At 71.8% G+C, this 22,080-nt stretch carries 20 protein-coding genes, 1 tRNA gene and 1 pseudogene; 4 read left to right on the top strand and 18 right to left on the bottom strand.

The genetic code is table 11. The features are described from left to right. Positions 1 to 13 precede the first annotated feature (13 nt). The 10 genes from AB0D94_RS05520 to AB0D94_RS05475 all read right to left on the bottom strand — a co-directional run bounded on the left by AB0D94_RS05520 (position 14) and on the right by AB0D94_RS05475 (position 9,852). Positions 14 to 1,258, bottom strand: coding sequence for a cytochrome P450 (locus AB0D94_RS05520; RefSeq protein ID WP_362045915.1), 1,245 nt, complete (start codon positions 1,256 to 1,258; stop codon positions 14 to 16). 39 nt (positions 1,259 to 1,297) lie between these two features. After that, positions 1,298 to 2,704, bottom strand: coding sequence for an FAD-dependent oxidoreductase (locus AB0D94_RS05515; RefSeq protein WP_362045912.1), 1,407 nt, complete (start codon positions 2,702 to 2,704; stop codon positions 1,298 to 1,300). After that, positions 2,701 to 2,946: a ferredoxin gene (locus AB0D94_RS05510; RefSeq protein WP_362045909.1), complete on the bottom strand. Its 246-nt coding sequence runs from the start codon at positions 2,944 to 2,946 to the stop codon at positions 2,701 to 2,703. Before AB0D94_RS05510 ends, AB0D94_RS05515 begins: the two co-directional genes overlap by 4 nt. A 128-nt stretch (positions 2,947 to 3,074) precedes the next feature. Next, positions 3,075 to 3,710, bottom strand: a complete 636-nt coding sequence (locus AB0D94_RS05505; RefSeq protein WP_362045906.1) for a hypothetical protein — start codon at positions 3,708 to 3,710, stop codon at positions 3,075 to 3,077. 100 nt (positions 3,711 to 3,810) lie between these two features. Further along, positions 3,811 to 4,728, bottom strand: coding sequence for a hypothetical protein (locus AB0D94_RS05500; RefSeq protein ID WP_362045903.1), 918 nt, complete (start codon positions 4,726 to 4,728; stop codon positions 3,811 to 3,813). A gap of 80 nt (positions 4,729 to 4,808) precedes the next feature. Beyond that, on the bottom strand, positions 4,809 to 5,906 hold the full coding sequence (locus AB0D94_RS05495; protein WP_362045900.1) for a Rossmann fold nucleotide-binding protein: 1,098 nt from the start codon (positions 5,904 to 5,906) through the stop codon (positions 4,809 to 4,811). 26 nt (positions 5,907 to 5,932) lie between these two features. After that, positions 5,933 to 7,012: a hypothetical protein gene (locus tag AB0D94_RS05490; RefSeq protein ID WP_362045898.1), complete on the bottom strand. Its 1,080-nt coding sequence runs from the start codon at positions 7,010 to 7,012 to the stop codon at positions 5,933 to 5,935. Then, positions 6,994 to 7,776 (bottom strand): ATP-binding cassette domain-containing protein, encoded by a 783-nt coding sequence (locus AB0D94_RS05485; protein ID WP_362045896.1) that lies wholly within the window; start codon positions 7,774 to 7,776, stop codon positions 6,994 to 6,996. Before AB0D94_RS05485 ends, AB0D94_RS05490 begins: the two co-directional genes overlap by 19 nt. A 207-nt stretch (positions 7,777 to 7,983) precedes the next feature. Then, a complete protein-coding gene (locus AB0D94_RS05480) occupies positions 7,984 to 9,345 on the bottom strand; it encodes an aspartate aminotransferase family protein (RefSeq protein ID WP_362045894.1) in 1,362 nt (453 codons plus the stop codon). A 3-nt stretch (positions 9,346 to 9,348) separates the two neighbouring features. Further along, positions 9,349 to 9,852, bottom strand: coding sequence for an Lrp/AsnC family transcriptional regulator (locus AB0D94_RS05475; protein ID WP_031144106.1), 504 nt, complete (start codon positions 9,850 to 9,852; stop codon positions 9,349 to 9,351). Between the two features lie 169 nt (positions 9,853 to 10,021). On the opposite strand from AB0D94_RS05475, the pseudogene AB0D94_RS05470 reads away from it, so the two are divergent. The 3 genes and pseudogenes from AB0D94_RS05470 to AB0D94_RS05460 all read left to right on the top strand — a co-directional run bounded on the left by AB0D94_RS05470 (position 10,022) and on the right by AB0D94_RS05460 (position 13,308). Beyond that, positions 10,022 to 11,448, top strand: a pseudogene (locus AB0D94_RS05470) (gamma-aminobutyraldehyde dehydrogenase). 92 nt (positions 11,449 to 11,540) lie between these two features. After that, positions 11,541 to 12,719: a spermidine/putrescine ABC transporter substrate-binding protein gene (locus AB0D94_RS05465; RefSeq protein ID WP_362045890.1), complete on the top strand. Its 1,179-nt coding sequence runs from the start codon at positions 11,541 to 11,543 to the stop codon at positions 12,717 to 12,719. 79 nt (positions 12,720 to 12,798) lie between these two features. Then, complete coding sequence (locus AB0D94_RS05460; RefSeq protein ID WP_362045887.1) at positions 12,799 to 13,308, top strand: hypothetical protein; 510 nt, start codon at positions 12,799 to 12,801, stop codon at positions 13,306 to 13,308. A gap of 12 nt (positions 13,309 to 13,320) precedes the next feature. Here the strand turns inward: AB0D94_RS05460 and AB0D94_RS05455 are convergent, their stop codons facing one another. The 5 genes from AB0D94_RS05455 to AB0D94_RS05435 all read right to left on the bottom strand — a co-directional run bounded on the left by AB0D94_RS05455 (position 13,321) and on the right by AB0D94_RS05435 (position 18,291). After that, positions 13,321 to 14,538 carry a serine hydrolase domain-containing protein gene (locus AB0D94_RS05455; protein WP_362045884.1) on the bottom strand — a complete coding sequence of 406 codons (1,218 nt, stop codon included), beginning with the start codon at positions 14,536 to 14,538 and terminating at the stop codon, positions 13,321 to 13,323. A gap of 147 nt (positions 14,539 to 14,685) precedes the next feature. Further along, a complete protein-coding gene (locus AB0D94_RS05450; protein ID WP_266940807.1) occupies positions 14,686 to 15,357 on the bottom strand; it encodes a response regulator transcription factor in 672 nt (223 codons plus the stop codon). Then, positions 15,354 to 16,436, bottom strand: a complete 1,083-nt coding sequence (locus tag AB0D94_RS05445; RefSeq protein WP_362046444.1) for a histidine kinase — start codon at positions 16,434 to 16,436, stop codon at positions 15,354 to 15,356. The genes AB0D94_RS05450 and AB0D94_RS05445 overlap by 4 nt, the downstream gene beginning before the upstream one ends. A 104-nt stretch (positions 16,437 to 16,540) precedes the next feature. After that, entirely contained in the window at positions 16,541 to 17,230 is a 690-nt protein-coding gene (locus AB0D94_RS05440) for a glycerophosphodiester phosphodiesterase (protein ID WP_362045879.1), read from the bottom strand. Positions 17,231 to 17,265: 35 nt separating this feature from the next. Continuing rightward, positions 17,266 to 18,291: an adenosine deaminase gene (locus AB0D94_RS05435; protein WP_362045876.1), complete on the bottom strand. Its 1,026-nt coding sequence runs from the start codon at positions 18,289 to 18,291 to the stop codon at positions 17,266 to 17,268. Between the two features lie 106 nt (positions 18,292 to 18,397). Here AB0D94_RS05435 and AB0D94_RS05430 point away from each other — a divergent pair, with 106 nt between their 5' ends. Next, positions 18,398 to 19,129, top strand: a complete 732-nt coding sequence (locus tag AB0D94_RS05430) for a DUF4190 domain-containing protein (RefSeq protein ID WP_362045873.1) — start codon at positions 18,398 to 18,400, stop codon at positions 19,127 to 19,129. Between the two features lie 113 nt (positions 19,130 to 19,242). Here AB0D94_RS05430 and AB0D94_RS05425 read toward each other — a convergent pair whose 3' ends face one another. The 3 genes from AB0D94_RS05425 to AB0D94_RS05415 form a co-directional block, all read right to left on the bottom strand. Continuing rightward, positions 19,243 to 20,844, bottom strand: a complete 1,602-nt coding sequence (locus AB0D94_RS05425) for a TROVE domain-containing protein (protein ID WP_362045870.1) — start codon at positions 20,842 to 20,844, stop codon at positions 19,243 to 19,245. 360 nt (positions 20,845 to 21,204) lie between these two features. Further along, positions 21,205 to 21,266, bottom strand: a tRNA-Ser gene (locus AB0D94_RS05420). A 52-nt stretch (positions 21,267 to 21,318) separates the two neighbouring features. Next, entirely contained in the window at positions 21,319 to 21,891 is a 573-nt protein-coding gene (locus AB0D94_RS05415) for an NADAR family protein (RefSeq protein WP_362045867.1), read from the bottom strand. Between the last annotated feature and the right edge of the window lie 189 nt (positions 21,892 to 22,080).

Here is a 22,080-nt window from a genome sequence, read left to right as displayed (position 1 = left end):
GGGCAAGCACTCCCTAGGGGCGGATGCCGTCGCAGGACACCGGCAGGTGGCGCGGGCCGCGCAGGACCGCGTTCTGGCGGTACGGGGGCGGGTCCTCCAGCAGCTGCGGGTTCTCCAGCCGGCGGGCCAGCTCGCTCAGCGCCAGCTGGGCCTCCTGGCGGGCCAGGGGAGCCCCGAAGCAGCTGTGGATCCCGCTGCCGAGGCCGAGGTGCTGGATGTCCTTGCGGTCCGGATCGAAGCGGTCCGGATGCTCGAAGCGCTGCGGGTCCCGGTTCCCGGAGGCCAGGATCAGCCAGAGGGACGCACCCTTGGGGATGGTGACCCCGGCGACCTCGATGTCGGAGAGGGTGCTGCGCTGGGGAAGCAGCTGCACGGGAGGCTCGTACCGCAGGAGTTCCTCGACGATCGGCACCGCCAGCTCCGGGTCCCCGCGCAGCCGCTCGAGGACGTCCGGGTGGCGCAGCAGGGTCAACATGCCGTTGGTGATCAGGTTGACCGTGGTCTCGTGGCCCGCGATCAGCAGCAGCGCGGAGGTGCTGAGCACCTCCATGGTGGTCATCGACCCGTCCGGGCCCTCCGCCGTCGCCAGCTGGGACAGCATGTCGTCGCCGGGGTTCTTGCGGCGCTCCTCGATCAGCCCCGCCAGGTACATGCCCAGCTCCATGCGGGCGTCCATGGCGCCCTTGCCGTGCTGGGTGGGGTCGGCGTCCGGGTCGGGGTCCAGGCTGGCGGCGAGGGTCTCCGCCCACACGTGGAAGCGCGGCTCGTCCTCGCGGGGCACCCCGAGCAGCCGGCAGATGACCGAGACCGGGAAGGGGTACGCGAACTGGTCGACCAGGTCGATCCGGTCCAGGTTGCCGGTGGTGACGATGCCGTCGATGAGCGCGGACACGAGGCCGCCCAGTTCCTCCCGCATGTCGTGCACCCGGTGGGGGGCGTGCGGCGGCCCGAACGGCCGGTTCGTCATCCGCCGCAGCCGGTCGTGGTCCGGCGGGTCGAGCTTGAGGAAGGACGGGGGCAGGGTCGTCCCCTCCTCCTCGGCCTGGCCCAGCGGATCGTCCCCGGTCGCCTTCAGGTTGCGGGCGTCGGAGCTGATCCGGGGGTCGTGGAGGAGGTTCTGGATCTCGTAGTAGGTGCTGACGACGTACGGGCCGTCCCCGTCGTGGGACACCGGGGTCTTGCGGAGTTCCTCGTACAGCGGGTACGGATTCGCACGGTTCGCGTAGTCGATGATCTCCCGCAGGATGGCTTGTGTCATGACGGGTCCTCGTGGTCCTCGTGGGGAGGGCGGCCTGGGTCAGTGGTGCGCGGGGACGAAGGTCATCTTCCGGTCGGCCGGCGAGTAGCCGCTGAGGGTGATGGTCGGCCCGTGGGTCGGCACCGAGGGGTCGGGGAAGTCCGCCGGCACCGGCTTGTTCCCCTCCGGCCTGCGGTCCACCGTGGAGAAGGGCGGCGGGAAGGGCGCGGTGGTCTCGATCTGGTGCTCGTAGAACTGGAGCCACCGGCAGTTGTCGAAGGTCACGGCGGCGATCACGCGCCCCTGGTACCCGTACACGGCCGCGAACCGGCGCTCCGCCAGCGAGCCCTGCGTGACGAGGATCTCCGTCCCCATCGGCGGCACCCCGACCGACTTGATGTTCACGCCGAACTGGGAGGACCAGAACGCCGGGACCCACAGGTGGGGGCGGCGGTCCGCGCTCTCGCTGAGCATGTTGTGCGCGGCCGTGTCGGCCTGCGCGACGGCGTTGCCCCAGTGCTCCAGCGAGAGGAACTGGTAGCCGAACAGGGCGTGCGGGGAGCGTGCCACGTCACCCGCCACAAAGATGTCGTCGGTGACGATGCCCCGGATGTCGAAGGCCCGGCAGCCCGCGTCACAGGCGATGCCCCGGGGACCCGCGCCCAGTCCGGAACCCGCGAGCCACTCGGTGTTGCGCTGCGCTCCCAGGGAGACGACCACCACGTCGGCCTCGACGGTGGACCCGTCGGAGAGGTGGGCGGCGCGGACCCGCCCCGAGGGGTCGCCCTCCAGCGCGGTCACCATGACCCCGGTGCGCAGGTCGACCCCGTGCTCGCGGTGCATCTCGGCGGCGACCTGCCCGATGACCCCGCCGAGCGCGCCGACCAGCGGCGCGGCGCCCCGTTCGGCGACGGTGACGTCCAGACCGCGCTCCCGGCAGGCGGAGGCGATCTCGGACCCGGTGAACCCGGCTCCGATGACGAGCACCCGGCGGGGACCGGCGGCGAGGGCCCGTTGCAGTCCTTCGCCGTCGTCCCGGGTGCGCAGCACGAAGACCCCGCCGAGGGCGCCCTCGTCCTCGTTGGGCCACGGCCGGGCCCGTACCCCGGTCGCGATCAGCAGCCGGTCGTACTCGACCTCGTCGCCGTTGCCCAGCCGGACCCGGCGCGCGGCCATGTCCAGGCCGGTGGCGGGGACCCCGAGGCGCCAGTCGGCGTCGATCGCCCGGCGGCGGGGGAGCGCGGTGTGGTCGGCGACCGCGTTGCCCAGCAGGACCTGCTTGGACAGCGGGGGCCGGTCGTACGGCTCGTACGGTTCGTCGCCGATCATGGTGAGCGAACCGGCGAAGCCCTTCTCGCGCATGGTCTCGGCGGCGCGCAGGCCGGCCAGCGAAGCGCCGACGACGACGATGCGGCCCTCGCGCTTGAGGCGCTCCAGGGCTCCGTCGTGCGCTCCTGCACCGGTCACCGCGCGCCTCCGGAGTGCGCCCCGGCCGCGGTCACGGCCTCCAGGTCCTCGTCCGTGAACTCCACCAGGATGGCGCCGACCGGGCAGGCCGCCACGGCGCGGGCGACGTTCTCCCGCTGCTCGGCAGCCGCCTCCGGGTTGTACAGCAGCGACTCGTCGCCGTGCATGGCGAACACGTCGGGAGCGAGGAAGGCGCACTGCGCGTATCCCTGGCAGCGGTTGAGGTCGACGACAAGCCTCATGACGGATCTGCCCTTCGCTGGCCTGATCATCCCCGTCACCCCCGAACCCCCGGTCCCCTCCCTTCCCCAGCATGCGCGCGGGTTCCGGAGACCGCCTGCTGGACCGGAGATCCCCAGGTCACACCAGGTCAGGCCCGGTCGGAGCGGGCCGCGGGAGGAGTGCCGCGCCGGGCGCGCAGGATGTGGATGCTGACGATCAGCGCCCAGGCCGGGAACAGCAGCTCGGACCAGGGCAGGCCGGACCCCACGACGATCAGGACCAGGCCGACGACGGTGCCCAGCAGGGCCAGCGGCCGGGGGAAGACGCCGAGCAGCCGCCCGATGGTCGAGGTCGCGAGGACGAAGACGGCCGCCATCCGCATCGCGTAGGTCGAGAGGAGGACGTAGGCGTAGTGGCGGCCGAACTCGGAGGGGGTGTCCTCGTCCAGCACGGTGCCCGCCGCCGCGGCGGCGACGAAGAGGGTGGCGACGAAGACGAAGCCGCTGCCGAGGAACACGGTGGCGATGAACCGGTCCTCGGCCTCGCCCGTGTGGGCGCGCAGGGCGCCCATGAACCACAGGAAGAAGATGCCGGCGAAGGGCACGATCTCCAGGGCCACCCGGATCGCCCAGCGGCGGTCCGGATCGATGACTGCCTCGGCGGCGTCCCCCGACGGGATGGCGATCCGCATCAGGACGATCGCCGCCGCGAGCAGCAGGGCGAAGGCGACTCCGGCCGTTCCGGCGGCTCGCGGTGTCTTCAGCCGATCGGTCGTGGGCTCCACGGGCCCCTCGCTCTCTCCCCCCGGTCCAGCAAGCGGCAGCCGCCGCCGCGCCACCACCGGGGACGGCCGACCGGGTGATCGAGCCCGGCCGGCCGGAGGGTCAGCCGACCGGGGTCGGGGCCGGGGCCGGGACCGGGGCCTCGGCCTCCTCCTCGGCGCCGTCGTGCTTGCCGAACCAGGCGACGGCCACGGCGCCCGCCACGGCCAGCACGAAGCCGAGCACGGCCAGCCAGGCCAGGCCCGGGCGGGAGGCGTCACCCAGCCAGAGGACGCCGATCGCCCCCGGGAGCACGGTCTCGCCGACGACCAGGGCCGCCGTCGCGCCGTTCACCGAGCCGATCTGGAGGGCGACCGTGTGCAGGTACATGCCGCCGAAGCCCGCCACCAGGATGGCGTAGAGGGCCGGGTCCGAGAGGAAGGAGCCCAGGTCGAACGGGTCGATGCCGTTCAGGATCCGGACGCCGACGCCCAGCGCGCCGAAGGCCAGCCCCGACAGCAGACCCGCCAGGATCGCGGCCCGCGAGCCCAGGAAGCGCACGGCGACGGTGCCGCCCACGATGATCAGCAGGGTGACGGCGAGCAGCCACCAGTGCGTGGACATCGGAGCGTGGTGGCCGCCCTCGTGGCCCGCGGCCGTCGCCAGCAGCACCAGCGCCGTGCAGACGACCCCGATCGAGGCCCATTCCTTGCGGGTGAGCCGGATGCCGAGCATCTTCACGCTGAGCACGGCCGTGATCACCAGGTTGGCGCTGATCACGGTCTGGGAGAGGAACAGGGGCAGCATCCGGGCGGCGAGCGCGCCCAGGCCGAAGCCCACGAAGTCCAGGATCGTCCCGATGATGAATTCCCAGGTCATCGCCGCCTTGGCGGTGGACGACAGGTTGGGGCCGCCGTGCGCGGTCACCCCGGAGGCGGTCGGGGACATCCGGGCGGCGCGGCGCGATCCCACGGCTTGCAGGACGGATCCCGTGCCGTAGCAGATGGACGCCGCGACAGCGGTCAACAAACCTATGAGCACCAAGGGCTCCGTTCACGTCTGGCAGGTTGTGCGGTACCTCTGCCAGACGTGGGAATCGGCCGGGAAGTTGCCTCGCCGGGTCAACGCATTCCGGCGAGGGCCGCCGGAACCTCCTCCACCGAGTCGACGAGCGCTATCCGGGACTCCATCGCACGGCCGCGCGCCAGTGCCTGGAGCAGGGGCCACGCCGGGAGGTGCTCGGTCCAGTGGGTGCGGCCGACCAGGACCATCGGCGCGGCCGGGCCGCGCGATCCGTAGTAGTTCGGCGTCGCGTTGTCGAAGATCTCCTGCACCGTGCCCGCGGCGCCCGGCAGGAAGACCACCCCGGCGGTGGACCGGGCCAGCAGCCCGTCCTCCCGGATGGCGTTCGCGAAGTACTTCGCGATGTGGCCGGCGAAGGCGTTCGGCGGCTCGTGGCCGTAGAACCAGGTCGGTATGCCCACGGAGTCGCCGCCGCCGGGCCAGCGGTCCCGTACGGCGAAGGCCGCGCGGGCCCAGTCGGACACCGACGGCTCGAAGGAGGGGGCCTTGGCCAGCAGCTCCAGTGCCTCCGGGAGGGCCTCGTCGGGGGCCGGGGCCAGGTAGGCGCCGAGGTTCGCCGCCTCCATCGCGCCCGGTCCGCCGCCGGTGGCGACCGTCAGCCCGGACCGGGTCAGGGCCCGGCCCAGCTCCGCCGCGCCGCGGTACTCCGTACCGCCGCGGGGCATGGCGTGGCCGCCCATCACACCCACCACCGGGGCGCCCGCGAGGCGCTCGTCGAGGGCGTCGGAGATGGCGTCGTCGTGGATGGAGCGCAGCATCGAGGAGAAGATGTCGGCGTCGGACCGGGTCTCCTGGAACCAGGCGTACGCCTGGGCGTCCGGGGTGGCCTCGTACCCGGCGGGCAGTCCCGCGAACAGTTCCTCGGGCGTGTAGAGCAGACCGCGGTACGGGTTGAAGGGCAGGTCCGGCACGGGCGGGAAGACCAGGGCGCCGTCGGCGCGGACCTTCACCGAGGCGTCGGGCTCCATCGCGCAGCCCAGGAACACGGCCGCCGAGGTGTCTGCGGACAGCAGCGCGAAGGTCCGCTCCAGCAGGTTGACCGACTGGATCCGGTAGCCGCTGAGCGAGCCGCGGGCCACGACCTGGTCGAATTCGGCGAGCGTCTCGATCTCGGTGTCGATGTATCCGTTGACCATTCGGCCCACCCTAAGGGCTGCCCGGGTCAGTGGGTCAGGGCCAGGGACGTCAGCTGCGCCACACCCCAGCTGACCGGCGCGCACACGGCGATCAGCGCCGTGGCCCGCAAACTCGCGGCCGTACGCAGGACCTTGGCCGGAGTGCCCAGGTCGAGCAGCGCCTCCCGGCCGGCGGTACGGGCCTGGCGGGCCTCCACCGCGGATGTGAGAAGGGTCGCGGCGGCGCACAGCGCGACCAGCGCGGCGGCCGGCCCCGACAGCGGACCCAGCGGCAGGAGCAGGCCGCCCCGGTCCCGCAGGGCCAGGGCGCTGAGCGCTCCGGCGGCGATCGCGCAGAGCACGCCCAGCGGCGGGCCCAGCCGGGGAGCCTCCTCCTGCAGGGCCCGTCCGGCGAGCAGCCGCAGCGCGCCGGGGCGGGCGGCGGCGATCAGGGTCCCGCAGGCGTAGGCGAGACCCGGCCCGGCGAGGGCGAGCCCGATCGCGGTCAGGGACCAGCCGGTCAGCATCCCGGCGCCGCCCCGGCCGGCGTACGCCTCGACGGCCAGCCCGCACGCGGTGACGGCGATCCCCCAGGGCAGCGCGGTCTGCGGGGCGAGCGGGCGGCGGGCGCCCGGCCGCAGGGTGAGGGCGGTGGCGGCCGAGGCGGCCAGCGGGACCAGGGCGAGCAGGGTGAGGGCGGCCGCCACGGGCAGCGGCCGGTCGGCGTGCAGCAGCGAGCCGCCCGCTCCGTCGAAGGGCAGCCCGGCCAGGTCCCCGCGCAGGTGGAGGAAGGCGGCCAGGGCCAGGGCGCTGCCGAGGGTGCAGGCGACGGCGGTGGAGATCGCCGCGACCAGGGTGAGCCGTACGGGTCCCAGCCCCGCGATGTCCAGCCCCTCCCGGGGCCGCGTCGCGGGATCGGCCCGGGCCACGGCGACGGCGAAGTGGACGGTGGCGGCCAGCGGGACCAGGGCCCACAGCAGCCGCGGGAACGATCCGGCGGGCCGCTCCAAGGCCTCCGCGAGCACGTACAGCAGCAGGAACCCGGTGCCGGCCGAGGCGGCCGCGACCAGCAGCCGGCGCAGCTGGACGAGCGGACGGGAGCCGCGGGCTAGGCGGAGAGCGAGCACGCGGCCTGCCCCTCCGGGGTCTCGGAGGAGGCGGACCCGGTGCCCGCGGCGAGGGCCGTCGCGGCGTGCCTGCCGTCGAGCAGGGCGAGGTGGCGGTCGGCGACGGCCGTGGTCTCCTCGTCGTGGGTGGCCAGCAGGACGGTGATCCCGTGCGAGCGGGCCGCGGTGGTCAGCGTACGGAGGAGCCGGGCGCGCTCGGCCCGGTGCAGCGGGGCCGTGGGCTCGTCGGCGAAGACCACCGCGGGCTCGTTGACCAGGGCCCGGGCGAGGGCGACCCGCTGGGACTCGGCGCGGGTGAGGGCGGCGGGGCGCTTGCGGGCGAAGCCGCCGATGTCGAGGCGGTCCAGCCACGCGCAGGCGGCGTGCCGGGCGCTGCGGTGCGAGGCGCCGGCCATCAGCAGCGGCAGGGCCGCGTTCTCCCACACCCGGAGCTCGGGCAGCAGCTGCGGCTCGGGGCCGATCCAGCCGAACCGGTCGCGGCGCAGGCGTTCGCGGGCCGCGGTGCCCATGGTGTGCACGGGAACGCTGTTGAACCAGACCTCGCCCTGCTCGGGCAGCAGCTGCCCGGACAGGCAGCGCAGCAGGGTGGTCTTCCCGCAGCCGCGCGGGCCGGTCAGGGCCAGGATCTCGCCCTGGCGCACTCCGACGGAGATCCCGACGAGGCCGGGCGAGCCGCTGTGGGAGTAGTGCAGGGACCGCGCCCAGAGCACATCGTCCTGGGGTGGGGCGCTGTCGGGCGGGGCATTGTCCGCGGGAGCCACCATGGCGTACACCTCCGTCCGGGGGAACGAAGCGGAACCCGTTCGGTCACTGGGCCGCACTGAGATGTAAAGAGATGAACGTCTTGGATGGTGACAGCACACGGCCCGGACCCCCGCGTTCTCACTCGAACGGAGGATCCGGGCCGTGTGGTCGGACCAGTCGGTGCGCAGCGACTCAGCGACTCAGGGACGCAGCGACGCAGGGACCGGTCAGAGCTTGGTCCACGCCTCGGTGAGCACGCTGCGCAGGATGCCCTCGATCTCGTCGAAGGTGCCCTGGTCGGCGATCAGCGGCGGCGCGAGCTGGATGACCGGGTCGCCACGGTCGTCGGCGCGGCAGTACAGGCCGTTTTCGAAGAGCGCCTTGGAGAGGAAGCCGTAGAGCACGCGCTCCGTCTCCTCGTCCGTGAAGGACTCCTTGGTGACCTTGTCCTTGACGAGCTCGATGCCGTAGAAGAAGCCGTTGCCGCGGACGTCGCCGACGATCGGCAGGTCGTGCAGCTTCTTCAGGGTGTTGAAGAAGTTGCCCTCCTGGTCCAGCACGTGCTGGTTCAGGCCTTCCTTGTCGAAGATGTCGAGGTTGGCCAGCGCCACCGCCGAGGAGACCGGGTGGCCGCCGAAGGTGTAGCCGTGCAGGAAGGTGTTGTCGCCCTTGTAGAACGGCTCGGCGAGGCGGTCCGAGATGATGCAGGCGCCGATCGGGGAGTAGCCCGAGGTCATGCCCTTGGCGCAGGTGATCATGTCCGGCACGTAGTCGAACTTGTCGCAGGCGAACATCGTGCCGAGGCGGCCGAAGGCGCAGATCGTCTCGTCGGAGACGAGCAGCACGTCGTACTGGTCGCAGATCTCGCGGACGCGCTGGAAGTAGCCGGGCGGCGGCGGGAAGCAGCCGCCGGCGTTCTGCACGGGCTCCAGGAAGACGGCCGCGACGGTGTCGGCGCCCTCGAAGAGGATCTCCTGCTCGATCTGGTCGGCGCACCAGCGGCCGAAGGCCTCGGGGTCGTCGCCGAAGATCGGGGCGCGGTAGATGTTGGTGTTCGGCACCTTGTGCGCGCCGGGGACCAGCGGCTCGAAGGGGGCCTTCAGGGCCGGCAGGCCGGTGATGGACAGGGCGCCCTGCGGGGTGCCGTGGTAGGCGACCGCACGCGAGATGACCTTGTACTTGGTGTGCTTGCCCTGGAGCTTGAAGTACTGCTTGGCGAGCTTCCAGGCGGTCTCGACGGCCTCGCCGCCGCCGGTGGTGAAGAAGACCTTGTTCAGGTCGCCCGGGGCGTAGTCGGCGAGGCGCTCGGCGAGCTCGACAGCCTTGGGGTGCGCGTACGACCAGATGGGGAAGAACGCGAGTTCCTGCGCCTGCTTGTAGGCGACCTCGGCCAGTTCCTTGCGGCCGTGACCGGCGTTGACCACGAACAGTCCGGCGAGACCGTCGAGGTAGCGCTTGCCCTTGTCGTCGAAGATGTAGGTGCCCTCACCACGCACGATGGTGGGGACGGGGGCGTTCTCGTAGGACGACATGCGGGTGAAATGCATCCACAGGTGGTCGTACGCGGTCTTGGAGAGGTCCTGGCTCACGGGCTATCGAGTTCCCCACATGTAGGTCTGCTTCTTCAGCTTCAGGTAAACGAAGCTTTCGGTTGATCGCACGCCGGGGAGCGTGCGGATCTTCTTGTTGATCGTCTCGAGCAGGTGGTCGTCGTCCTCGCAGACGATCTCCACCATCAGGTCGAACGATCCTGCGGTCATCACCACGTACTCGCACTCCGCCATCGCGGTGAGTGCGTCCGCCACCGGGTCGAGGTCTCCCTCGACGTTGATCCCGACCATGGCCTGGCGTCGCAGGCCCACGGTGAGCGGGTCGGTGACGGCGACGATCTGCATGACGCCCTGGTCGAGGAGCTTCTGCACGCGCTGGCGCACAGCCGCTTCCGACAGGCCGACAGCCTTGCCGATCGCTGCGTAGGGACGGCGACCGTCCTCCTGCAGTTGCTCGATGATCGCCAGGGACACAGCATCGACCGAAGGGGACGGTTGTCTGTTCCTGGAATCTGCGCTTCGACTGACCACGACCTCACTGTGCACGAGGAGTCGTCTGTTCCGCAAGACGGAATCGATGAAATCCGTTGTTTGAGAGCTCGGATCTCACTGATTTCGTAGTTCGTGGCGTCCGGCCCTGTCGAAAGCGTCGGCGGAGGAGCTAGGCTTGGGAGTCGTCTCAATCGTTGGACATGTGATCAGGAGTGTGGCTGGAGTGACCACCGAACTGCGTCGTCTGCGCAACTACATCGGCGGGCCGCCGACGGGCGGACCACCGAGGTGGTCAACCCCACCACCGGCGAGGCGTACGCCACGGCCCCGCTGTCGGGCCAGGCCGATGTCGACGCCGCCATGGCGGCCGCCGCGGCCGCCTTCCCGGGCTGGCGCGACACCACGCCCTCGGAGCGCCAGAAGGCCCTGCTGAAGATCGCGGACGCCTTCGAGGCGCGCGCGGATGAGCTCGTCGCCGCCGAGTCGGAGAACACCGGCAAGCCGCTGGGCCTCACGGCCAGCGAGGAGCTGCCGCCGATGGTGGACCAGATCCGCTTCTTCGCGGGCGCCGCCCGGCTGCTGGAGGGCCGCTCGGCCGGCGAGTACATGGACGGGATGACCTCGATCATCCGCCGTGAGCCGGTCGGCGTCTGTGCCCAGGTCGCCCCGTGGAACTACCCCATGATGATGGCCGTGTGGAAGTTCGCCCCGGCCATCGCCGCCGGCAACACCGTGGTGCTCAAGCCCTCGGACACCACCCCGGCCTCCACCGTCCTGATGGCGGAGATCATCGACTCGATCCTGCCCAAGGGCGTCTTCAACGTCGTGTGCGGCGACCGCGAGACCGGCCGGGCCATGGTCGAGCACAACACCCCGGCGATGGCCTCCATCACCGGCTCGGTGCGCGCGGGCATGCAGGTCGCCGAGAGCGCATCGAAGGACGTCAAGCGCGTCCACCTGGAGCTCGGCGGCAAGGCGCCGGCCGTCGTCTTCCAGGACGCGGACATTGCCAAGGCCGTCGAGGACATCGCGGTCGCCGGCTACTTCAACGCCGGCCAGGACTGCACCGCCGCCTGCCGTGTGCTCGTGCACGAGTCGATCCACGACGAGTTCGTGTCCGCGCTCGCCAAGGCCGCCGCGGACACCAAGACCGGTCAGCCGGACGACGAGGACGTGCTCTACGGCCCGCTTAACAACCCCAACCAGCTCAAGCAGGTCGCGGGCTTCATCGAGCGCCTCCCCGCGCACGCCAAGGTCGAGGCGGGCGGCCACCAGGTCGGCGAGAAGGGCTACTTCTACGCCCCGACCGTGGTCTCGGGCCTCAAGCAGGACGACGAGATCATCCAGCACGAGGTCTTCGGCCCCGTCATCACCGTCCAGTCCTTCACGGACGAGGCCCAGGCCGTGGAGTACGCGAACGGCGTCGAGTTCGCCCTCGCCTCCTCCGTGTGGACCAAGGACCACGGCCGCGCGATGCGGATGTCCAAGAACCTCGACTTCGGCTGCGTGTGGATCAACACCCACATCCCGCTCGTCGCCGAGATGCCGCACGGCGGCTTCAAGAAGTCCGGCTACGGCAAGGACCTCTCCGCCTACGGCTTCGAGGACTACACGCGCATCAAGCACGTGATGACCTCGCTCGACGGCTGATCGGCCGCACCGGTCACAGCACAGCGCCGACGGGGCGGGCAGTAGACAACATGTCTATTGCCCGCCCCTTCGCGTTCCCCGAGGCTGTGCGCATGCCTGAACTCCCCTTCTCCCGCCGCGCCGCACTGCGCGGCCTCGGTGCCACGGGTCTGCTGGCCGCCCTGAGCGGATGCGGAGTGCCCGCCGCGTACGTCCCCGAGGACCGGCGGGAAGGGCTCGACAGGTCCGGGCGGGACCGGGCCGTGTCCTTCTCCAACTGGCCTCTGTACATCGACACCGACGAGGAGGACGAGGAGCGCCGTCCGACGCTGGAGGCCTTCTCGGAGCGGACGGGCATCGAGGTCCGGTACACCGAGGAGATCAACGACAACGACGAGTTCTTCGGCAAGGTCAGCCCGGCCCTGATGAACCGCCAGGAGACGGGCCACGACCTGGTCGTGGTCAGCGACTGGATGGCCGCGCGCTTCGTCCACCTGGGCTGGGCCCAGAAGATGGACCGCTCGGCGCAGCCCAACGTGACCACGTACCTGGACCCGCAACTGCGGTCCCCCGCCTTCGACGAGGGCCGGCTGCACACCGTCCCCTGGCAGTCCGGGATCACCGGCATCGCCTACAACCGCAAGGCCCTGGGCCGGGAGATCAAGTCGGTCCAGGACCTGTGGCGGCCGGACCTCGCGGGCAAGGTCACCCTCTTCTCCGGCCTCGACGAGTCCTTCGCCCTGCTGATGCAGGGCAACGGCGTGGACGTCACCCGCTGGACCGAATCCGACTTCCACCGGATGTGCGACCAGGTCGAGAGCATGGTGAGGAAGAAGCACATCCGCCGCTTCACCGGCAACGACTACACCTCCGATCTGAGCAAGGGCGACGTCCTGGCCTGCCAGGCCTACTCCGGCGACGCCATCCAGCTCCAGGCCGACAACCCGGACATCGAGTTCGTGGTCCCGGACGAGGGGGCCGAGCTCTGGGCGGAGAGCCTGCTCGTGCCCAACCTCGCCCGGCACAAGACCAACGCCGAGGCCCTGATCGACTACTACTACGCCCCGGAGGTGGCCGCCGAACTCGCCGCCTCCGTCAACTACGTCTGCCCGGTCCCGGCCGCCCGCGAGGTCCTGGCCGCCTCCGAGGACAAGGAGACCGCCGAACTGGCCGAGAACCCGTTGATCTTCCCCGACGACGACATGCGCCGACGGCTCGTCGTCGCCAGGGACATCTCCTCCGCCGAGCGCCGCTCCCTCGCCCGGCGCTGGAACGCCATCGTCGGACTCTGACCACCCCCCGGCGCCACCGGACTGAACGTGTTCAGGAATTGTGCTGAACGCGTTCAGAAACTGCCGTACGCTGTCTCCCATGAGCGAGAGAAGCGCCCTTCAGCGGCGGATCCGTGCCTGGCTGGTCCTGTTCCTCGTCTGCCTGGTGCTCAGCGGACTCACGGCATTCCCCCTCGTCAGCGAGCTCCGCTGGGCCAACGCCCTGGTGGACAACGCGTGGCTGCGCCGGGTCGGCGACGGGCTGGACCAGGCCGACGCCGAGTACCCCTTCCTCCTCTACGGCACCGACTGGCTGGCCTTCGCACACCTCTGCATCGCCGTCTTCTTCTACGGGGTCCACCGCGACCCCGTCCGCAACATCTGGATCGTCGAGGCGGGCATGATCGCCTGCGCCGGGATCATCCCGCTGGCCCTGATCTGCGGCCCGATCCGCGGCATCCCCGTCTGGTGGAGCGTCATCGACATGTCGTTCGGCGTCTTCGGAGTGATCCCGCTGCTGATCCTGCGCCGCATGATCAAGCGCCTCGAAGCCATGCCCGAGCCGCAGGACCCGGCCGGCGCCGGGCCCCGGACCGCGGTCGCGGCCTGACCCCCGGCACCGCTACTTGGCGAAGGCCGCCAGGACTACGGCGAGGGCGACCGGGTTCATGCCCTCGCCCTTGGCGTCGGTGGAGTTCACCGAGTAGACCACGGTCCGCGACCCGTCGAGCGTTCCGCCTATCGCCGTGTTGTAGCCGTGGCGGCCGCCGGTCTTGCCCCAGGTCTCCGTACCGTCGGGCAGGACGATTCGGGAGAAGCCGGCCGTGAGCTGGGCGGGCTTGCCGCTCTTGAAGTCCTTCACCGCCGGCACGGCGAACATCGTCTCCTTCAGCAGGGCCTTCGGGACGATCCGCCCGTCGAACAGCGCGACGGTGAAACGCTCCAGATCGGCCGTCGTGGAGATCATGTCGCCCGCCGCCCAGCGGTCAGAGGAGTTCCACACGGTCACGTCGCGCAGCTCCCGCGAGCCGTCGGCCCGGGTGAGCGCCTGGTAACCACGGTTGTGCGGGCCCGGTATGCGGGTCTGGAAACGGCCCGGGAACGAGGTGTCCCGCAGCCCCAGCGGTCTCAGGACGCGCTCCGAGACCGCCCGCTCGTACGTCGTTCCGGTCAGCTTCTCGATCAGGACGCCCAGGATCGTGTAGTTGATGTTCAGGTAGTGCTGGGCCTCGCCCGCGGTGAACTCCGGCCCCTTGGCCAGGGCGTTGGCGATCTGCTGCCGGGGATCGGTCACGTCGAAGCGGTGCTCCCACTGCGCCTCGAAGGAGTCACCCGGCCCGTCCGCCGCCCGGATGCCACTCGTGTGGTTCAGCAACTGGCGCACGGTGACCGGCCTTTCGAAGCTTGCGGGGAAGAGGCCCGGCAGGTGGTCCTCCACCGGCCGGTCCAGCTCCACCCGGCCCTCGGCCGCCAGCTGCAGCACGACCGCCGCGGTGAAGACCTTGGTCACCGAACCCGCCCGGAACCGGCCCTCCTCGATCGCCTCGCGTCCGCTGCGGATGTCGGCGACACCCGAACTCCCCTGCCAGCTGCCGCTCGTACCGCCCACCCGGACCAGTGCGGCGGTCGCGTCCCCGTGCTCCGCGCCCAGCCCGGCGATCGCCTTCTCCAGGGCCTTCGCGTTCGGCGGCGTCGCGACGATGGATGCGCTCCCCGGAGGCGCCGGCACCGAGGATGCGGCCGGCGTCCTCCCGGCCGGCGCCGCGTGGGCGACGGCCGGCCCCGCCGCGATGCCGAGGACCAGAGCGGCGGCGATCAGTGTGCGTGTCTTGGCGTCCATGGTGTCTTCCCCCTGTGAGTCCTCGGGGCCGTGCTGCCCCGATGACCTCAATGCTGCTGGTCAGAGGGATGGTTGAGGATCACCCGCGGGAGGGGTCTTCACCGGTACGACAACTCCCTCGCGCGAGGGAGGCGACACGCCGTCCCCTCACTCCCCAGCGGGAGTACCCGCCGCGATCAGACCTGTCTCGTACGCGCAGATCACCGCCTGGATCCGGTCCCGCAGCCCCAGCTTCGCCAGCACGTTCCCCACGTGCGACTTCACCGTGTGCTCGCTGACCACCAGCGCCGCCGCGATCTCCGCGTTCGACAGCCCCCGCCCCAGGTGCAGCAGCGTCTCCCGCTCCCGCGCCGTCAGCACCTCCAGCCGGTCCGCCGCCAGAGCGGGCCGCGCCACCGTCGCCGCCGTGTACTCCTCGATCAGCCGCCGCGCCACCGAGGGCGCCAGCAGGGACTCGCCCGCCGCCACCACCCGTACCGCGTGCACCAGGTCGTCCCGCCGCACGTCCTTGAGCAGGAACCCGCTCGCCCCCGCGTGCAGCGCCTCGTACACGTACTCGTCCGAGTCGAAGGTCGTCAGCATCACCGTCCGGCACGCGCTCCGCGCCGAGATCGTCCGGCAGGCCTCGATCCCGTCCAGCACCGGCATCCGGATGTCCAGCAGCGCCACGTCCGGGGCGAGCCGGGCCACCGCCTCCACCGCCGCCGCGCCGTCCCCCACCTCCGCCACGACCTCGATGTCCTCCTGGACGTCGAGGATCATCGCGAAACCGCTGCGCACCAGCTCCTGGTCGTCGGCCACCACCACACGGATCGTCAACTCCCCACCTCCTGGCGCGAGGTTACAAGGACGGCACTGAGGCGGAAGCCCCGCCCGTCCGGGCCGGGACCGGCCGTGGCCGTCCCGCCGTGCGCGGCCGCCCGCTCCCGGATCCCGATCAGCCCGTGCCCGCCACTGCCGCCGGCCCGCGCGGGACCCCGCCCGTCGTCCTCGACCGTGACCGTCAGGTCCCGTTCCGTGTGGTGCAGCCGCACCGACACCCGGCCCGCCGCGGCGTGCTTGACCACGTTCGTCAGGGCCTCCTGCACGATCCGGTACACGGCCGTGTCCACCGCCGGGGCCAGCGCCCGCACCTCGCCCGTCTCCTCGTACACGATCCGCGGCCCGCCCTGCCGCACCCGGTCCAGCAGCCGGGGCAGTGCGGCCACCCCCGGCTGCGGTTCGCGCGGCGCCGGACCGTCCTCCCGGAGCAGCCCGAGCATCGCCCGCAACTGCACCATCGCGTCCCGGCCGGTCTCCGAGATTGCCTCGAAGGCCGCCTCCGCCCGCTCCGGCGCCCGCCGCACCGCCACCGGACCGGCCTCCGCCTGCACGATCATGATGCTGACGGCGTGCGAGAGGATGTCGTGCATCTCCCGTGCGATCCTGGCCCGTTCGCGCGTCACGGCCTGCTCCGCCTCGATCCGGTTGGCCCGCTCCAGCTGCGCCGCGCGGTCCTCGACGGCCGCGGTGTAGGCCTGCCGCGTGTACTGGAGCCGGCCCAGCGCGTAGGCGGCCCCCGCACAGAACACGGTGAAGGACAGCTCCCTGGCCGTCCCCGTCCGCAGACCCGTGGACGCCGAGACCGTCAGGACCGAGAGCACGCCGACCGCCACCCGCACCCGGGCCGGGCACATCAGGGCGACCGTGTAGAAGGAGATCAGCCCGGCGTACGGCAGCGGCTGCCCCGGCCCTTCGAACGCCACCCGGTAGACCCCGCCGACGAGCAGGATCGCCACCAGCACGGTGACCGGCCGGCGCCGCCGCCACACCAGCGGCACCACCGCCAGCGTGGTCATCGCGTACGAGCCCCAGGTCGCGGGCGGCAGCGACGCCTCCCGCGGCAGCACGAAGGGCATCGTGACGGCCAGCTGCACCAGCAGGGTCAGGCCCAGGTCCACCGCCCACGGCCCGGCCCGGCCCAGGCGTGCGGACCGGCCCAGCCGCGCGGCCGGGGTCCGTATCACCGCCCGAGCTCGGTCCGTACGGCGGTCAGCGCGTCCACCCGGTTGGTCGTGACCGAGTCGACCCCGGCCCTGATGAGCCTGCGCATCGTCCGCCGGGTGTCGGCCGTCCAGGCCGACACCAGCAGGCCGTCGCGGTGGAGCGCGTCCGTCAGCTCCCGGCTCACCAGCCCGAAGCGGTAGTTGAGCCACCGCGGCGCCACCGCGTCGAGCAGCACCCGGCGCGGCGGCGAGAGCGTGGTCCAGGTCAGTGCGATCTCCGCGCCCGGATCGGCGGCGCGCACCGCCAGCATGGAGTTCGGTCCGGCGCAGTAGTACGTCCGCTCGCGCGCCCCGCACTCGCGGACCAGGCCGACGACGGTCCGCACCGCCTCGGTCGTCGCGCCGGGCAGGTCGATCATCACCCGGCCCGCGCCGGCGGCCATCAGGGCCTCGCGCAGGGCCGGGACCCCGCCCTGCGTCAGCTCCTTGAGCTGGGGGGCCGTGACCTCGTCGAGCCGAAGGTCATGGCCCCAGAGCCGCTGGAGCGTCTCGTCGTGGAGCAGGACCGGTACCCCGTCGCGGGTCAGCCGCACGTCGATCTCGACCGCGTCCGCCCCTCGGGCGAACGCGGAGCGGATCGAGGACAGGGTGTTCTCACGGACACGGTAGGGATCGCCGCGGTGGCCGACGGCAGTCAGGGTGCGCATGGCCCCATTCTCGCGGCCCGCGGGTCAGCGGGAGGTCAGCGCGCGAGCCATTGCTCGGTGTACGCGTCGATCTCCGCGCTGAGCTTCGCCTTGCCGGGCTCGTCCAGGAAGGAGGCCTCGACGGCGTTCTTGGCGAGCTGGGCGAGACCGCGCTCGTCGAGGCCGAGGAGCCGGGCGGCCACCGCGTACTCGTTGTTGAGGTCGGAGCCGAACATCGGCGGGTCGTCGCTGTTGATGGTGACGAGCACGCCCGCCTCGAACATCTCCTTGACCGGGTGCTCGTCGAGGTCGGTCACCGCGCGGGTGGCGATGTTGGAGGTCGGGCAGACCTCCAGCGCGATGCGGTGCTCGACGAGGTAGGCCAGCAGCTCCGGGTCCCGGGTGGAGCTGGTGCCGTGGCCGATGCGCTCGGCGCCCAGCTCGCGGATGGCGTCCCAGACCGTCTCCGGGCCGGTGGTCTCGCCGGCGTGCGGCACGCTGTGCAGTCCGGCGGCGCGGGCCTGGTCGAAGTACGGCTTGAACTGCGGCCGGGGGACGCCGATCTCGGGACCGCCGAGGCCGAAGGAGACCAGGCCCTCGGGGCGCAGGTCGACGGCGAGGCGGGCGGTCTCGGCAGCAGCCTCCAGGCCGGCCTCGCCGGGGATGTCGAAGCACCAGCGCAGGATGACGCCGAATTCGCTCTCGGCGGCCTTGCGGGCGTCCTCGATGGCCTCCATGAAGGCCGTCTCGTCGATGCCGCGGCGGGTGGAGGAGTAGGGGGTGACGGTCAGCTCGGCGTAGCGGATGTTCTGCCGGGCCATGTCACGCGCGACCTCGAAGGTGAGGTGGCGTACGTCCTCGGGGGTGCGGACCAGGTCGACCACCGAGAGGTAGAGCTCGATGAAGTGGGCGAAGTCTGTGAAGGTGAAGTAGTCGGCGAGCGCCTCGGGGTCGGTGGGCACCTTCGAGTCGGGGTGCCGGGCGGCGAGTTCGGCGACGATGCGCGGGGAGGCGGAGCCGACGTGGTGGACGTGCAGTTCGGCCTTGGGCAGCCCCGCGATGAAGGGGTGCAGGTCGGTCATGGGGGGTGCCTCCGGGATGGCGCAGTGCGGGTGGTCCGCACTCATCGTAGGCAGGCCCGTCACTGTCGGCGCCAACGCTTAGCATGGCTGGACGAGAGGGGGCCGCATGACCGAGAACAGTCCCGAGCAGCGAGACCCGTGGGCACCGCCCGAGCGTTCCGCGGCGGACCTGGGCAAGCAGCAGGGCACGCCGGGCGTGCCGGGCGTGCCGGGACCGCCGTCCGTGCACGACCAGCCGACGCTCGCCGGGATACCCGGGGAGGATCCCGCGGCGTCCGCCGGACCTGCCGCGCAGCCGGGCCCCGCGCCCGCGCCCGCGTCGGCGGCCTACGGGTACCCGGCCCAGCCGGACCCCGGCGGCTACGGCTACCCCGGACCGCCGCCCGCCCAGCCGGGGTACGGATACCCCGGCGACGCGGGATACCCCGGGTACCCGGGATACCCGGGCCAGCCGGGGTACCCCGGCTACGACGGCTACCCGTACAGCGGCGGCCGTCAGCTGAGCAACGGCTTCGGCATCACCGCCCTCGTCCTCGGCATCCTCGCCATGGTCGCGGTGTTCGGGTGCATCACCGCCTTCCTGGCGGTCCCGCTCGGCATCGGGGCGATCGTCTACGGCGTGCTCGGCAGGGGCCGGGCGAGCCGAGGCGAGGCGGACAACGGCGGGATGGCGCTGGCCGGGCTCATCACGGGCTCGGTGGCCCTCGCCCTGGGCGCCCTGGTCACGACCGCCCTGCTGGCCGGATTCTGGTTCGACGACTGGGACGGCGGCAACGACTACGAGGACCACGACGGCGGGAGCTCCTACTCGAACTCCCAGGTCCACGAGCGGGTCTGACGACACGCGACGGCGAAGCCCCGAGGCTTCGCAGCCCCGGGGCCTCTCAGCCCCCGAGGCCCCGTAGCCCCGAGGCCCCGTGGCCCCCGTCGTCCCGCGGGCAGGTCGCGGCCCTACGCGGCCCACGGCCAGTCGGCGTTCCGGCCGCCCTCGATCAGCGACACCATGCGGAAGGCCGCATCGGTGAGCCCGCCGAAGGTGTGCCGGTTGTCCGAGCCCGAGGGCGCGTGGCCCACCCGGTAGCCGGCCAGGTTCCAGGTGTAGACCGGGACGGTGTCCGGCACCAGGGACGTCGGGTCACCGCCGTAGGAGCGGTAGTCGGCCTGCTCGTCCGTGACGATCAGGACCCGGTCGTGCCCCTTGAAGTGCTGCCGGACGGCCTCGGAGGTGTTGGTGCCGCCGAGGTCCTCGAACCGCTCCAGCATCTTCAGCACCGACTCGCCGCGCTCGTACGCGACCTTCTTGCTGCTCGTACCGAACTGCACGAGGTCCGCGTGCTCGGCCCGCTGCGCCAGCGCCGCGCCGAAGACCGCGGCCGCGTCCGCCCGGTTGAGCTGCGAGCGGTCCGACAGCGGGTGCCACATCGACCCCGACCGGTCGACCAGGATCAGTGTCCGCCCCGGCAGCGCCGGGACGTTGCCCAGCGAGTGCCCGAGCGCCTGCTCCAGCGGGTAGGCCCAGCGCAGCGAGGGTGCGTGCTGATAGGCGGCCAGGTAGCGGAAGGGGAACTGCCGGGACCGGGCGACGACCTCCGGGTCGGAGATCTTCGCCGCGACCCGCGCCGCGACCGCGTCCGAGACCCCGGCCTGGTCGAAGTTGCGCAGGTTGCGCAGCAGCGCCATCGGGCCCATCGACGGGATGACCGCCTCCCAGGCGGCCGCGTCCAGCGGGCCCTGGAGCCATCCGGCCAGCGCCTCCCAGGTCATGCCCGCCGCCGCGAAGCGCTCCGCGCCGTCCGGGGAGGTGACCACGGCGCGCCGCTCCTCCACCGGCAGCTCCATCAGCGCCCGGTGGGCCGCCAGGGTGCGGTTGCCGGCCGGGAGCTCGGCGCTCTGCGGGTGGTGCCGCCTGTCCAGCGCGTACCGGAACAGCTCGCCCTGCCAGGACTTGGCCGGGTCGGGGGCGGCGTGTACGAGGTTGAGGACGTCGCCGAAGCGGTAACCGCGCCGGTCGGAGGCGGTGTCGTACTTCAGCAGCGAGTTGCCGTTGTAGAGCCGGCGCACGGCGTCGGCGATGCCGCGCTTGACGGGCTTGGGCACGTTGCGCCCGTAGCTGGCCGTCCAGTAGGCCAGCAGCTCACCGGGCTCGTCCGCGCGCCGCAGTACGGAGTCCACGACCTGGCGGTTCGAAGGCCCGCCGGTGGCACCCGCGTCCAGGCGCGCCTTCACGTACTCGGCGGCGCCGACGAGCGAGGCGGTGCGCATGTTGCCCTCCCCGCGCAGCCAGCCCAGCAGGCCCGCGGTCCACTCCGGGTCCTCGACGGCGAGGGTGCGCACGAGGGCCGCGTACCGCTCGTCGCGGGCCTCGCCGCTCTCGTACGCGGTGCGCTGCGTCACGAAGTTGGCCACAGCGAGCAGGAACAGCTCGGAGCGCGGATCGCGGAGGTACCCGCGGCTGCCGTGGTGGTTGGCGGCGCGGCGGCCGGTGGAGCGGACGGGCGAGGTGGGCGCGGCGGGCGCCGCCTTGGGCGCGCGGCGCAGGTTGAAACGAGCCATGTGAATCCCCCCGAATTCAAGGAAAGCGGGGGAGGCGTGACGTGGGGGATGCCCGAGATCGGAGTCGGCGGCGGACTTTATGCCCGGCGAGCTACCGCGCTGCTCCACCGGCCCGTTCCCTTGCGGGTGACGAGCCGGGTGGGATTCGAACCCACGACCTCCGGGTCCGGAAGAAGTAACCGCTGCCTGCGCACCGGGCATCCCCCACGCGTGCCTCCCGAGATCAAGGTGGGCGGCGGCCTGGTTTCGTGGAAGAAGGAGCCGCAGCCCGCGCACCGGGAGGTGCGTGACGTAGGTGTCCAGAGATCGAGGTCGGCGAAACCACGTGGTGCTCTGCCAACTGAGCTACACCGGCCCGGAAGCCGGCGGCGGGACTCGAACCCGCGACCGCCCCATTAAGAGTGGAAGTAGGTCTCACCTGCGCACCTGGACAAGGATCACGTTAGGCCGCCGGGCCCGGGTGCCGCCACGCATTTACTTTCCTGCGCCGCCCTCGCGCAGCTCCTCGCGCAGCCGCTCCCGGGCCTCCATCAGGGCGAAGCCCAGCAGGTTCAGCCCGCGCCAGCGCCGCGGGTCCAGGGCGCGCTCGTCGTCGGCCGCCAGTCCGATGCCCCAGATCCGGTCCATGGGGCTGGCCTCCACCAGTACCCGGTTCCCGGTGGACAGCAGGTAGGAGCGCAGTGCCGGGTCGGAGCCGAACTTGTGCACGCTGCCCTCCACCACCAGGGCGAACCGCTCCCGCTCCCATATCGCGTCGTCGAAGCCGCGCACCAGCCGCCCGGCCCTCTTCGCGGCCGCCGGGCTGCCGGCCTCCAGTGCGGCCCGCTCGGCCTCCGGGTCCCCGAACAGGCGGGCCTTTCCGGCCATCATCCAGTGCTCCGCCGTGGCATAGCGGACGTCACCCACAGTGAAAGCGGACGGCCACCACTGGCTGAGACAGCTCGGTCCGAGCGTCCCGTCGGGTCGCGGACGGTGGCCCCAGAACGGCAGGAACTTCACCCGCTCACCGCGGCTGACCTGCTTGATCAGCTTGTCGATCATTTCCATGCACGCGAGTCTGGCAGTCGCCACGGACACTTCGTACGGGATTTCGGGCGCGCCTCGACACATGGTCGACCGATTCCGTCGCGTAATCAAAAGGCAACAACGGAATCACTTGGCCGAGGGGTCCACCTCTGCCAGGATCGGCACTCAATTCGAGCTGTAGCTCGAACTGTAGCTACGGAGAGCGTGAGA

It is taken from the genome of Streptomyces sp. NPDC048255 (genome assembly GCF_040652415.1).
Lineage (GTDB): Bacteria > Actinomycetota > Actinomycetes > Streptomycetales > Streptomycetaceae > Streptomyces.
The sequence above is the reverse complement of the archived record's forward strand: the minus strand, read 5'-3'. Positions and strand labels throughout refer to the sequence as shown.